Genomic DNA, 12,698 nt, shown 5'->3' on the forward strand with positions numbered 1-12,698 from the left:
CGACTCCGTTTGAGCCAACAGAATGCTTCAATCTAACCAGGAAAGGCTCTAAACCGGATTCAGGGCGCCAGGCAGCTGGCCGAGACTTTGTAGATGTAGAGCGTCTTGCCCTTGTAGTAGCCCGCGGCGGGCTGCCAGTTCTTCAGCATCTCGGGCGTCTCGGTCGCGCAGGCGAGGGGGCCGTCCGTCAGGAAAAGCACCTTGCCGGTCGTCTCGGCGGGCAGGGCGAATTCCTGCTCGTAATAGCTCTCCGGAAGGCCAGCCGGCGCCCGCGCATAGATCCGGTAGGAGGCGTCGCGCAGCGTATAGAAAAGATCGGCGACCATGTCGCGGTTGTTGGTGACGATGATGTCGGTGCCGGCCTGATCGGCGAGCGCCGCGACCTCGCGGCTGACGTCGGCGCGGCCGAGATAGCGCTTCATCAATTCGTCGCCATTCGGCAGCAGCACCTGCTGCGGAAAGATCGTCGCCAGCGGAAACAGCAGGCTTGCGACGCCGTTGATGGTGAGCGACAACCTGAGGCCTTTCGGCCACAGCCGATAGAGCAGCCAGACAGCGAGGATCGTCCCCGCGACATAGGCGGTCACGGCCCAGTTGGCATAGGCCTTGGCGACCGTCGCCTGCAGGGTGATAAGCGCCACCACCGGCATCGACAGCCAGACCAGCATCTTCTCGCGGTCGTCGCTCCGGCCCCTGATCATGCGGTAGACCGCCCAGAGGATCGCGAAGAAGATGATCGGCCCGACGACGCCGAATTGCGCGGCGAAGAATTCAAGCCCGCGGCGGAGATTGATGCCGAGGTCGCTCCAATGGGCGATGTCCTGCGTATGGCGCACCGTCGTATTGTCGTGCTTGAGGTTCCACCAGATGTTCGGCAGGGCAACGACCGCCGCGACCGCGACGGCAATGACGAAATCCCGGATGGCGATGCGCGCTGACGGAATGAGAAGCAGCGCGAGTGCGCCGCCCGGAACGACGAACAGCACGGCATATTTCGTCAGGAAGGCGAGGCCGACCCCGAGGCCCATGAGGAGCGCCAGCCCGACCGAGCGCCGCTGGGTCAGGCCGAAATAGGCAAGCAGGGCAATGGCGATGAAGAACAGCAGGATGACGTCGGTCGAGAAGAACACCGAGGAAAGCGCCACCCCTGGCAGGGTGATATAGGTGGCGCCCGTCCAGCCCTCGATCTCCGGCCCGACGAAACGTTTGGCAACCTTCATCAACACCAGTGCTGCCGCCATGTGGATCAGCGGTCCGCAGAGCCTGATCCAGTAGATGGCATTTGAGCCGGAAAACTCGGTCATCGTCCGGATCACCCAGGCGATCATCGGCGGCTTGGAGTAATAGCCGAGATCGAGATTCTGCGACCAGAACCAGTACTGCGCCTCGTCGACGAAAAGGTCCGTCGCATCGAAATAGAGCGTGACGACGCGCCAGAGCGTGAAGCCGAGAACGATGAGAAGACCAGATCTGGGGGACATGAACTTGAGTGTTCCGCTGACATGAAAGGCGCGAGTGCGATTACACCAAAGGCGCCGGACTGCCAACGGGGAAGGGACTTAGAACACCCGAAGCATGCGGATGTCGCGGTTTGCCGCGAGAAAATCGAGCCGGGCGATGGCTGCGAGCACGCCCATTGCGATCAAGCAGGAACCCAATCCGAGAACAATCATTGCTCTGTCCTTGTCGACGTCATGTCTTGGTTGTCGACTGGCCTATAACACGGAGCTTGCGTGTGCCTTGTAGCAGACGTGCAACTGCGCAGCAGTATTTCATGCCAACAGGCTTGAATTGCTTCAAAAGCAGGCAAGGCGGAATGGCTTATTAACCTTCAGGCAAGGAATTAACCATAAACATTGGTTTACACGTCGGAATGGGAAGATGCACTCGTTCCCACCAGGCATGACGCCGTCCCGCCGTACCGGTTGATCCGGTATCCATCTCTTCAGACAGCTCCGAAACATAGCTGATCAGGGGGCTCGATCCGCCGGTTGCCACCGGTGGAGAGGACCGTCTCCACGCTTGGCGTTCACCGGATGCTGCGAAAGTTTTTAACCAGGCATCCGCCTGGACAGTGGGTCGGGGACAGGCGTTGAGGCAGGACATGCCATCAGATCAGGCTCGTGGAGCGCAGGCAGGCAGCTTGCGCGACCGCCTGCGTTTTGCCGGTCTCGATGCCGATCAGTGCGAGTTGGTGCGTCGCAACCGGCCGGCCCTCGAAGCGCATCTGAAGGCAGGTCTCAGGGATATCTTTCACCGGTTCCAGTCATTCCCCGATGCCTCGCGTAATTTCGAGAGCGAGCGCCAGGTCGAACGCCTGCATGATCTGCAGTCCTCGCATTGGGACGTGCTGACCGATGCCCGCTTCGACAGCCTCTATGCCGAGCGTGTCAAGGTTCTCTCCGATACCGAAAGCAAGATGGGCCTCGACCCGCGCTGGCATGTGGCCGGTCACGGCGTCATGCTGGAGCATGTCCTTTCCGGCCTCGCCGCGGAGATCGCCGGCCGGCCGCTGCTGCCGTCGGCCAAGCGCCGCAGCCGCGAAATCTCCGAGCTGATGACGGCAATCATCCGCATCGTCATGGTCGATGTGGAAATCGCCGTGTCGCTCCGCTTCAATGCGCTGCGCGCCGCCCAGAACCGCGCGCTTGCCGATCAGCGCGCCGATAACGAGGCCGAGATCGTCAGGATTTTCGGCGATGTCATTGAAGGCCTTTCCGCCCGCGATCTGACGCGGCGCGCTCCCGTCGACGTCGACGGCGCTTATGCCGGGATCGCCGCTGCGCTGAACGGCGCCTTGGATGGTCTCCAGGCCGAATTCGCCGATATCACCGGGCGCACCGTCAAGGCGGAAGCGGCAACGGCGTCGCTTGCGGACCTGTCGCGGCAATTCGCCGGCACGGCGTCCGGCCAAGCCGACCGGCTGCAGCTTTCCGCCGCTACCCTTGCCGGCATTGCCGGCAGCGTGCGTGACGGCGCCGCCGACAGCCGCGCCGCCGAACAGGCGGCCGCCTCGACGCGCGCCACCGTCGAGGAAAGCGGCGAGGTCGTCGGCCGCGCGATCAGCGCCATGGCCGATATCGAGCAGTCGGCCGAAAAGATCGGGCAGATCATCGGGACGATCGACGAGATCGCCTTCCAAACCAATCTTCTGGCGCTGAATGCCGGCATCGAAGCGGCGCGTGCCGGTGATTCCGGCCGCGGCTTTGCCGTGGTCGCGCAGGAGGTCCGGGCGCTGGCTCAGCGCTCGGCCGAGGCCGCCCGCGAGATCAAGACGCTGGTGACCACCACCAAGGCGCAGGTCGACGCCGGCGTGCAGATGGTCGGCCGCACGCAGGATTCGATCGGCAGCATCGTGCGCCAGGTCACCGACATCAATGCCGCCATATCAGGCATCGCCACGAGGACCGGTGAACACGCCGCAAGCCTCGACGGCGTCACCGCCGAGGTGAAGGGCCTGGGCGCCGAAGTGGCCGATAGCGCCGGCTTTGCGGGGCGCTCGGCTGACGGCGCCGACGATCTCCACACGGTCATTGTCGAGCTCGGCCGGACGGTTCGCGAATTCCGCGTCGCGCGCGAAAACGCCCATGCCGGCCGGTCGGCGCCGGTCCGCGTGGCGCCTTCACGTCCCATCGATGCCGCTGCCCGCGCCGCTGCGGTCGAGGGCGAATATGAAAATGACGATTTTGGCCTTCCCCAGGCGTTCGCAAGCGTCGGAGGTGGGCGGAATGTTTACTAACCTATCGGATTATCGCCTCAGCTCATCTTTTCGGGCCGGGGACAAGGGGACAAGGACAAGCTGATGGTAGCAAAGAAGAGTGGCAAGACGCTGAATTTGACAGCGGTGCTCGACCTCAACGAGGCTTCCGCCTTGCGTGAAAAACTCCTTTCGTTCAGGGGCAGCGGTCTTTCGATCGACGCATCCGGCGTTGAGCGGATTGGTGCTCTTTGCGCACAGGTCCTGATGTCCGCCGAGAAAACCTGGGCGCAGGACAAGCAGCCGTTCACCTTCTCCCAGGTGTCCGACGCATTTCAAAAAACCATGCAGCTGGTTGGCGTCAATATTGACCACCTGCTTGCCAAGGAGATTCGGCAATGAAGAAAAAAGTACTGACCGTGGATGATTCACGCACCATCCGAAACATGCTGCTCGTGACGCTGAACAATGCCGGCTTCGAGACGATCCAGGCGGAAGACGGCGTCGAGGGTCTCGAGGTTCTCGAAGAGTCCAATCCTGACGTCATCGTGACCGACATCAACATGCCGCGCCTCGACGGTTTCGGCTTTATCGAGGGTGTCCGCCGCAACGAGAAATATCGGGCGATCCCGATCCTGGTCCTGACGACCGAGAGCGACGCGGAAAAGAAGAACCGCGCCCGCCAGGCCGGCGCCACGGGCTGGATCGTCAAGCCTTTCGACCCGGCCAAGCTGATCGATGCAATTGAGCGTGTAACCGCTTAAACCCAGGATTTGCTCCTATGGATATGAACGAAATCAAAGAGATCTTTTTCCAGGAGTGCGAGGAACAGCTCGCCGAGCTGGAATCCGGTCTTCTGAAAATGAACGATGGCGATCGCGATCCGGAAACCGTCAATGCGGTGTTCCGTGCCGTGCATTCTATCAAGGGGGGCGCCGGCGCCTTCGGCCTTGATGATCTGGTTGCCTTCGCCCATGTGTTCGAGACCACTCTCGATTGCGTTCGTTCCAACAAGCTCGAGCCGACCCAGGACGTCCTGAAGGTGATGCTGAAGTCGGCCGACGTGCTCGCCGACCTGACCAATGCCGCACGCGACGGCGGCAGCGTCGATGAAAGCCGCAGCCGCGGCCTCGTCAAGGAGCTGGAAGCACTGGCCAACGGCGAATTGCCGTCTCCGTCGGCCGCCGCAGAGGCGCCTGCGCCGAAGGCCGCCGCAAAACCCGCGCCGGCTGCTGTGGCACCCGCTCCCAAGCCGACCGACGATAGCGGTTTCCAGCCGATCCCCTTCTCCTTCGACGATTTCGGCGGCGACGAAGCGGGCTCCGACTTGCCGGCGTATGAAGTCACGTTCAAACCGCGCTTCGAGCTCTATTCCAAGGGCAACGACGCCACCCTGCTGCTGCGCGACCTCTCCCGTCTCGGCGAGATGACCATCTATTGCAACATGGACGAGCTGCCGGGCCTCGAGGAGCTCGATCCGGAAGGCGCCTATTTCTTCTGGAACGTCACGATCAAGACGGACAAGGGCGAGGACGCCATCCGCACCGTCTTCGAATTCGCCGAATGGGATTGCGACCTGACGATAAAGCCGGTCGACGAAGCGGCAGGCAACACAGGCGCCAATGAGGAACTGCCGATGGTGCCGGTTCCCTTCGACCTGTCGATCCTGGACGAAACCGGCGCAGCCGAAGACGTTTCCGGCGCTGCCGCCGCCGAGACGGCTGCGGCCGTTGCCGCCGCCGAAACCGCATCCAACGTCACGCAAATGGCCGCTGCCGCCGCCCGCGTCGAAAAGAAGGAATCGGCAGCCGCCGCAGCAGCGGCTGCAGCAAATGCCGCCGCCCAGAACAATGCCGCCGGTGCCGGCCAGACGATCCGCGTCGATCTCGACCGTGTCGATCGCCTGATCAACCTCGTCGGCGAACTGGTCATCAACCAGGCGATGCTGTCGCAGAGCGTCATCGAGAACGACACGACCGGCACCTCCTCGATCAACATGGGCCTCGAAGAGCTGCAGCAACTCACCCGCGAGATCCAGGACTCGGTGATGGCGATCCGCGCGCAGCCGGTGAAGCCGGTCTTCCAGCGCATGTCGCGTATCGTCCGCGAAATCGCCGACATGACCGGCAAGTCGATCCGCCTGATCACCGAAGGTGAAAACACCGAAGTCGACAAGACCGTCATCGACAAGCTGGCCGAGCCGCTGACCCACATGATCCGCAATGCCGTCGACCACGGCATCGAAACACCGGAAAAGCGCGCAGCCGCCGGCAAGAACACCGAAGGCACCGTCCGCCTCACCGCCAAGCATCGCTCGGGCCGCATCCTGATCGAGCTTGCCGACGACGGCGCCGGCATCAACCGCGAGAAGGTTCGCCAGAAGGCGATCGACAATGACCTGATCCCGGCCGACGCCAACCTGTCGGACGAGGAAATCGACAACCTGATCTTCCTGCCGGGCTTCTCGACCGCCGACAAGATCTCCGACATCTCGGGCCGCGGCGTCGGCATGGACGTCGTCAAGCGCTCGATCCAGGCACTCGGCGGACGCATCAACATTACTTCGAAGCCTGGCCACGGTTCGGTCTTCACCATGAGCCTGCCGCTGACGCTCGCCGTCCTCGACGGCATGGTGGTCACCGTCGCCGGCCAGACGCTGGTCGTGCCGCTGACCGCGATCGTCGAAACCCTGCAGCCGGAAGCCTCTGCGATCCATTCCTTCGGCGCCAACCACCGGCTGATCTCGATCCGCAACTCTTTCTGCCCGCTGGTCGATGTCGGCCGCATCCTGAATTTCCGCGCGACTCAGGCCAATCCGGTCGAGGGTGTGGCGCTTCTGGTCGAATCCGAAGGCGGCGGCCAGCGCGCCCTGATGGTCGATGCCATCCAGGGACAGCGCCAGGTGGTCATCAAGAGCCTGGAAGCCAACTACACCCACGTGCCGGGCATTGCCGCCGCCACCATCCTCGGCGACGGCCGCGTGGCTCTCATCCTGGATGTCGACGCGGTTGTCGGCGCTTCGCGTGGCCAGTCGCTCAAAGCGGAAATGTCGTTGGCAGCGGTAGGGTAAGGCAATGTCGTATTCCGTAAAAAGTCTGAACGAAGGGGACCGCGAGTTGATCGCGTTCCGCATCGGCGATCAGGAATTTTGCGTGAACATCATGTCGGTTCGCGAAATCCGGGGCTGGACCCCGGCGACCGCGATGCCGCACTCGCCTGCCTATATGCTTGGCGTCATCAACCTGCGCGGCGCGGTGCTGCCGATCATAGATCTCGCCGCCCGCCTCGGCATGAAGCCGGCCGATCCGACCGCTCGTCATGTCATCATTGTCGCCCAGGTCCGTCGCAAGGTTGTCGGCCTCCTGGTCGATGCCGTCTCCGACATTCTGACGGTGACTGACCAGATTATCCAGCCGACGCCGGAAATCTCCTCCGACCTCGAGCGCCAATTTGCCCGAGGCATTCTTGCCATCGACAAGCGCATGATCTGCTTGATCGAACTTGAAGCCCTCTTTTCCGAGACCGAAAGCGAAGCCGCATGAGTGCAATGGGTGCAAAGGATCAGAGGCTGGGAGCCGACGAGGTGCTGGCGAGCGGAGAATATCCGCTGACCCGCCGCGACCTCACGGAAATCGCCGCCATGATCTACTCGGATGCCGGCATCTTCCTCAATGAGACGAAGGCTTCGCTCGTCTATTCGCGTCTGTCGAAACATATCCGCAATCTCGGCCTTTCCGGCTTCCGGGAATATTGCGAACTCGTCGCGTCCCCTGCGGGTGCCGCACCGCGCCGCGAAATGCTGTCGCATCTGACGACCAATTTCACCCGCTTCTTCCGCGAAAATCATCATTTCGAGCATCTGCGCGATCATGTGCTGCCGGAGCTTCTGCAGCGGGCGAGAGCCGGCGGCAGGGTGCGTATCTGGTCGGCCGCTTCCTCCGACGGGCAGGAACCTTATTCGATCGCGCTCACCGTGCTGTCGCTGATGCCGAATGTCGCCGATTACGACTTCAAGATCCTGGCAACCGACATCGATCCGAAAATCCTGGCGATCGCCCGGGCCGGCGCCTATGACGAGAGCGCGCTCGAAACCGTGTCGCCCGCCATGCGCAAGCAATGGTTCAGCGAGGTCGAGGTGCAGGGCCGCAGGAAGTTCCAGGTCGACGACCGGGTCAAGCGGCTGATCACCTACAATGAGCTGAACCTGATGGCGCAGTGGCCCTTCAAGGGCAAGTTCGACGTCATCTTCTGTCGCAACGTCGTCATCTATTTCGACGAGCCGACGCAGATGAAGATCTGGCAGCGTTTCGCCGGCCTGCTGCCGGAGGGCGGCCATCTCTATATCGGTCATTCCGAGCGCGTGTCCGGCGAGGCGAAGCACGTCTTCGACAATATCGGCATCACGACCTATCGCTACACGACCAAGGGTCTCGGGAGGAAGGCATGAGCGCGCCGGCACGGGTTCTCGTTGTTGACGACTCGCCGACGATGCGCGGCCTGATCACGGCCGTTCTGAGTTCGGACCCTGAGGTCAATGTCATCGGCCAGGCCGGCGACGCGCTGGAAGCGCGCGAGGCGATCAAACGCCTGAACCCCGACGTCGTGACGCTCGACATCGAGATGCCGAATATGAACGGCCTCGATTTTCTCGAAAAGATTATGACGCTGCGTCCGATGCCGGTCATCATGGTGTCGACGATGACCCATCGCGGCGCCGAGGCGACGCTGGCAGCCCTTGAGATCGGCGCATTCGACTGCGTCGGCAAGCCGGGACCGGGCGAACCCAGGCCCTTCGGCGACCTCGCCGAGAAGGTCAAGGCCGCCGCCCGCACCCAGCGCCAGTTTTCCCAGCCGGTGGTGGCCGCCACGCCGCCGCCTTCCGTCGCCGATTTCCGCGTCGGCCGCAAGATCGTCGCGATCGGCTCGTCGACGGGCGGCGTCGAAGCGCTGATTGCCGTCCTCCAGAAATTCCCGGCCAATTGCCCTCCGACGGTGATCACCCAGCACATGCCGCCGACCTTCACCAAGAGCTTTGCCGAACGGTTGAACCGGCTCTGCGCGCCGGTGGTGCAGGAAGCGACCGACGGCGCCCGTCTCGAAATCGGCAAGATCTATCTGGCGCCCGGAGGCGAACGTCATCTCCAGGTCACCGGCGCTTCGGCGCCGTGCTGCCGCCTTGTCGACCGCCCGCCGGTCAATGGTCACCGCCCCTCGGTGGATGTGCTCTTTGATTCGGTTGCGGAACTGGCCGGCCGCAACGCTGTTGGTGTGATCCTGACCGGAATGGGCCGTGATGGCGCCGCCGGATTGCTGAAAATGCGTCACGCCGGGGCCAGAACCCTCGGCCAGAACGAAAAAACCTGTGTCGTTTACGGAATGCCAAGGGTTGCGCACGAACTTGGCGCCGTTGAGCAGCAGCTGCCACTGTCTGCCATCGGTGAGGAAATATTGAAAATGACAGCCGCCCGAAAGGAAGGGACCGAATAATGTCGATCGCGGAGAAAATCAAAGTTCTGATCGTCGATGATCAGGTAACGAGCCGTTTGCTGCTCAGCGACGCGCTGACACAGCTCGGTTTCAAGCAGATCACGTCGGCGGGCGACGGCGAGCAGGGCATGAAGATCATGACCGAGCAGCCGCATCATCTGGTGATCTCGGATTTCAACATGCCGAAGATGGATGGCATCGGTTTCCTTCAGGCCGTGCGTACCAACCCGAACACCAAGAAGGCGGCCTTCATCATCTTGACCGCCCAGGGCGATCGCGCGCTGGTGCAGAAGGCAGCCCAGCTCGGCGCCAACAACGTGCTCGCCAAGCCGTTCACGATCGAGAAGATGAAAGCGGCCATCGAAGCCGTGTTTGGAGCCTTGAAATGATCACTGAGGGGGCAGCCCGCCGCGTGCACATCATTCAAGGCGAGTATAAGGTTCTGAGCGATCCGAATGCGGTCCTCTCGACCATTCTCGGCTCGTGCGTGGCTGCGTGCCTCAGAGACCCTGTCGCCGGCATCGGCGGCATGAACCACTTTCTGCTGCCCGGTTCGGCGACGTCGCCGACATCAGGCGGGGATGCCACGCGCTATGGCGTGCATCTCATGGAATTGCTGATCAACGGTCTCCTGAAGCAGGGCGCCCGGCGCGACCGGTTGGAGGCAAAGATCTTCGGCGGCGCCAAGACGATCTCGACCTTCTCCAACGTCGGTGAGCAGAACGCGGCCTTCGCCATGCAGTTCCTGAGGGATGAAGGCATTCCGGTGGTCGGCTCCTCGACCGGTGGAGAGCATGGGCGCAAACTCGAATATTGGCCGGTCTCCGGCCGTGCCCGGCAATATCCGTTGACCGGCGCCGAAACCCAGAGAACCGTCGCTCTCGAGCAGCGTCCCGCCGCTCCGCAGAAGCCCGTCGAAACCAGTATCGAATTTTTTTGATGGCAAGGATTTTGATATGACATTTAACCCGGTGATGGAGCCGCCCGAGCCTGTCGAAGCGCTGAGCGACATCCTGATGCGCATCGTGTCCGAACTGCACGATGTCGCCTACCTGATCGAGCGCATCGAGCCGCAGCTTCTCGAGCTCGGCGGCGCCGAAGTTCTGAATTCGCCTGACGCCATGAAGGTCATGCAGGGCATCGATCTGGCGGTGCAGAAATCGCGCGGCCTTGCTGAATTCATCGACACGATCACCAGCGAAATCCCGCTCGGCTGGACCGTCGACGTCGCAACTGCGCTGAGCCTCGTCAAGCTGGCGGAAATGCAGAAGGCGCTGGGCGGCGCCACCCGCCATGGCCATTCCCAGCCGCTGAGCAAGGCGGCTGGCGACTTCGATTTCTTCTGACGCGCGCTATCTATCGACTTCGCTTCTCCCGCCTTGGGCCTTGGTTTCACCGGGTCGCTCTCGCAAAATCGCTGCATGGCAGGCGTCGGCCTATCGCTCCCGCGCGCGCTCCACGAAACGCTCGCACAAGTTTCGCCGATTATTCGTCAAATGAGGCAATAAGCCTGCTTTGTCTTTGACGGATCGTGCGAGAACAGAATGAATCTGTTAAATCAATTAGTTCAGATATTTAAGAACTTTGGCGCCCTGGGCCGGACGCGCCTGATGATTCTGGGAGGCGTCGGCGCCCTTTCCATCGCAATCATCCTTGCGGCCGCTCTTTTCGTCAACAAGCCGGCACAGGAAACGCTTTACGTCGGCCTCGACGCTCCCGATCTCAACCAGATCAGCATGGCGCTTGCCGAAGCCAATATCAATTTTCAGGTCGGCACGGACGGCGCCAGCATCTCCGTACCGGCGGGCATGACGGGCAAGGCCCGCCTGATGCTTGCCGAGCGCGGCCTGCCGAACAGTGCCAATGCCGGTTACGAACTCTTCGACAATGTCGGCTCGCTCGGCCTGACCTCCTTCATGCAGGAAGTGACGCGGGTTCGCGCGCTGGAAGGCGAAATCGCCCGCACCATTCAGTCGATCTCGGGCATAACAGCCGCGCGCGTGCATATTGTCATGCCGGAGGTCGGGAATTTCCGGAAGGCGGAGCAGAAACCGACGGCCTCCGTCATGATTCGTGCGAGTGCGGCCACCGGGCGCAGCGCCGCGACCTCGATCCGCCACCTCGTCGCCTCGGCCGTGCCGGGGCTCGACGTCGATGACGTGACCATTCTTGATTCCGCCGGTCAGCTGCTCGCGTCCGGCGACGAGGCGAGCAACAGCTCGCTGAACCGCTCGCTCAACATCGTCCAGAATGTTCAACAGGAAGTCGAATCCAACATCGACAAGGCCTTAGCGCCGTTCCTCGGCATGGACAACTTCCGCTCCAGCGTCACCGCCGACCTCAACACCGACGCCCAGCAGATCCAGGAAACCACCTACGATCCCGAATCCAAGGTCGAACGCTCGGTACGCTCGACCAAGGAAGCCCAGCAGTCGCAGCAGAAGCAGTCCGACAACGCGACGACCGTCGAACAGAACATTCCGCAAGCAGCTCCTGACGCCGGCGGCGCCAGTGGCCCGGAATCGCAGGACAAGTCCGACAAGCGCGAAGAGCAGACCAACTACGAAATCAACAGCAGGACGACGGCGACGACCCGCAACAGCTACAAGGTCGAAAAGCTGTCGATCGCCGTGGTGGTCAACAAGGGCCGTATCGCCAAGATGGTCGGCGAGCCGGCCGATCAGGCCAAGATCGACGCCTATCTCGCTGAAATGCAGAAGATCGTCGCTTCGGCGGCCGGCATCGATGCCAAGCGCGGCGACGTCGTCACCGTCACCGCCATGGACTTCCTCGAAAATCAGTTGCTCGAAGACGCCACCGGCGGTGTCCGCGTCATGGACATGCTGAGCCGCAATCTTGCCGGCATCATCAACTCGCTCGCCTTCGTCGCCGTCGCCTTCGTGGTGGTCTGGATGGGCCTGCGCCCGCTGGTCCGCAGCGTCAGCGGCAATGGTGCAAGCGCGGTCCTCGGCGACGCCCCGCCGGAAGCGGCCGGCCTCGAGCTGCCGGACTTCGCGCCGGCGGTAGGCGCGCCCGGAGGCGCTCTCATGGACGGCTTCGGATCCGACTTCGGCTTCGACAGCACCGAGGACCTGCTCAGCCTTGGCGACGACGACGGCAACTTCAACCGCCGCGTCAAGGAGGGCCCGGAACGCAAGCTCGCCCGCATGGTCGAGATCAACGAGGAGCGCGCCGCGAAAATCCTCAGGAAATGGGCGATCGACGACGCAGCATAAGAAAAGGCCGGGAAACCGGCCTTTTTCACGTCCATACCGGATCTTTCCGGTAAGGGGTCTTGCCTGGCCCCACAAAGGTCAGTAAGGCCCGCCGCTGGTGGATAAAGCTGCCGAAGCTCACTCGCGTAAAACGCGAATCAAGTTGCGGTACAGCCAGAATCACCGTAGCCTCCACTATGTCTTGAGAGGCATGATCGGCATTCGAATCAGTGCATGGACGGCGGAGAAAGTAAATCCCTAGAAGTCGGAGATGGTACTTTACACCGGCTGGCTTACCC

12 protein-coding genes are annotated in these 12,698 nt (G+C 62.3%); 11 read left to right on the forward strand and 1 reads right to left on the reverse strand.

Annotation, left to right across the window (positions count from 1 at the left end; translation table 11 throughout):
* Nucleotides 1-59: 59 nt before the first annotated feature.
* Nucleotides 60-1,481 carry an ArnT family glycosyltransferase gene (locus tag AMC88_RS03375; protein ID WP_012482661.1) on the reverse strand — a complete coding sequence of 474 codons (1,422 nt, stop codon included), beginning with the start codon at nucleotides 1,479-1,481 and terminating at the stop codon, nucleotides 60-62.
* Between the two features lie 623 nt (nucleotides 1,482-2,104).
* Here AMC88_RS03375 and AMC88_RS03380 point away from each other — a divergent pair.
* The 11 genes from AMC88_RS03380 to fliF all read left to right on the forward strand — a co-directional run bounded on the left by AMC88_RS03380 (nucleotide 2,105) and on the right by fliF (nucleotide 12,420).
* Nucleotides 2,105-3,739, forward strand: a complete 1,635-nt coding sequence (locus AMC88_RS03380; RefSeq protein WP_012482663.1) for a globin-coupled sensor protein — start codon at nucleotides 2,105-2,107, stop codon at nucleotides 3,737-3,739.
* Between the two features lie 63 nt (nucleotides 3,740-3,802).
* Nucleotides 3,803-4,099, forward strand: coding sequence for an STAS domain-containing protein (locus AMC88_RS03385; RefSeq protein WP_010022301.1), 297 nt, complete (start codon nucleotides 3,803-3,805; stop codon nucleotides 4,097-4,099).
* A complete protein-coding gene (gene cheY1, locus AMC88_RS03390) occupies nucleotides 4,096-4,461 on the forward strand; it encodes a chemotaxis response regulator CheY1 (protein WP_003570362.1) in 366 nt (121 codons plus the stop codon). Before AMC88_RS03385 ends, cheY1 begins: the two co-directional genes overlap by 4 nt.
* Nucleotides 4,462-4,478: 17 nt before the next feature.
* Entirely contained in the window at nucleotides 4,479-6,767 is a 2,289-nt protein-coding gene (locus AMC88_RS03395) for a chemotaxis protein CheA (protein WP_012482664.1), read from the forward strand.
* 4 nt (nucleotides 6,768-6,771) lie between these two features.
* Nucleotides 6,772-7,239 carry a chemotaxis protein CheW gene (locus AMC88_RS03400; protein ID WP_010021829.1) on the forward strand — a complete coding sequence of 156 codons (468 nt, stop codon included), beginning with the start codon at nucleotides 6,772-6,774 and terminating at the stop codon, nucleotides 7,237-7,239.
* Nucleotides 7,236-8,144: a protein-glutamate O-methyltransferase CheR gene (gene cheR, locus AMC88_RS03405; RefSeq protein ID WP_012482666.1), complete on the forward strand. Its 909-nt coding sequence runs from the start codon at nucleotides 7,236-7,238 to the stop codon at nucleotides 8,142-8,144. Before AMC88_RS03400 ends, cheR begins: the two co-directional genes overlap by 4 nt.
* Nucleotides 8,141-9,184, forward strand: coding sequence for a protein-glutamate O-methylesterase CheB (gene cheB, locus AMC88_RS03410; protein WP_004672257.1), 1,044 nt, complete (start codon nucleotides 8,141-8,143; stop codon nucleotides 9,182-9,184). The genes cheR and cheB overlap by 4 nt, the downstream gene beginning before the upstream one ends.
* Nucleotides 9,184-9,573: a response regulator gene (locus AMC88_RS03415; protein ID WP_004672258.1), complete on the forward strand. Its 390-nt coding sequence runs from the start codon at nucleotides 9,184-9,186 to the stop codon at nucleotides 9,571-9,573. The genes cheB and AMC88_RS03415 overlap by 1 nt, the downstream gene beginning before the upstream one ends.
* Complete coding sequence (cheD, locus tag AMC88_RS03420; protein WP_012482667.1) at nucleotides 9,570-10,124, forward strand: chemoreceptor glutamine deamidase CheD; 555 nt, start codon at nucleotides 9,570-9,572, stop codon at nucleotides 10,122-10,124. Before AMC88_RS03415 ends, cheD begins: the two co-directional genes overlap by 4 nt.
* A 16-nt stretch (nucleotides 10,125-10,140) precedes the next feature.
* On the forward strand, nucleotides 10,141-10,530 hold the full coding sequence (gene cheT / locus AMC88_RS03425) for a chemotaxis protein CheT (RefSeq protein WP_064824825.1): 390 nt from the start codon (nucleotides 10,141-10,143) through the stop codon (nucleotides 10,528-10,530).
* Nucleotides 10,531-10,728: 198 nt separating this feature from the next.
* Nucleotides 10,729-12,420 carry a flagellar basal-body MS-ring/collar protein FliF gene (gene fliF, locus AMC88_RS03430; protein ID WP_064829857.1) on the forward strand — a complete coding sequence of 564 codons (1,692 nt, stop codon included), beginning with the start codon at nucleotides 10,729-10,731 and terminating at the stop codon, nucleotides 12,418-12,420.
* Nucleotides 12,421-12,698: the final 278 nt, after the last annotated feature.

Origin of the sequence: Rhizobium phaseoli (genome assembly GCF_001664385.1) — a bacterium.
GTDB lineage: Bacteria > Pseudomonadota > Alphaproteobacteria > Rhizobiales > Rhizobiaceae > Rhizobium > Rhizobium phaseoli.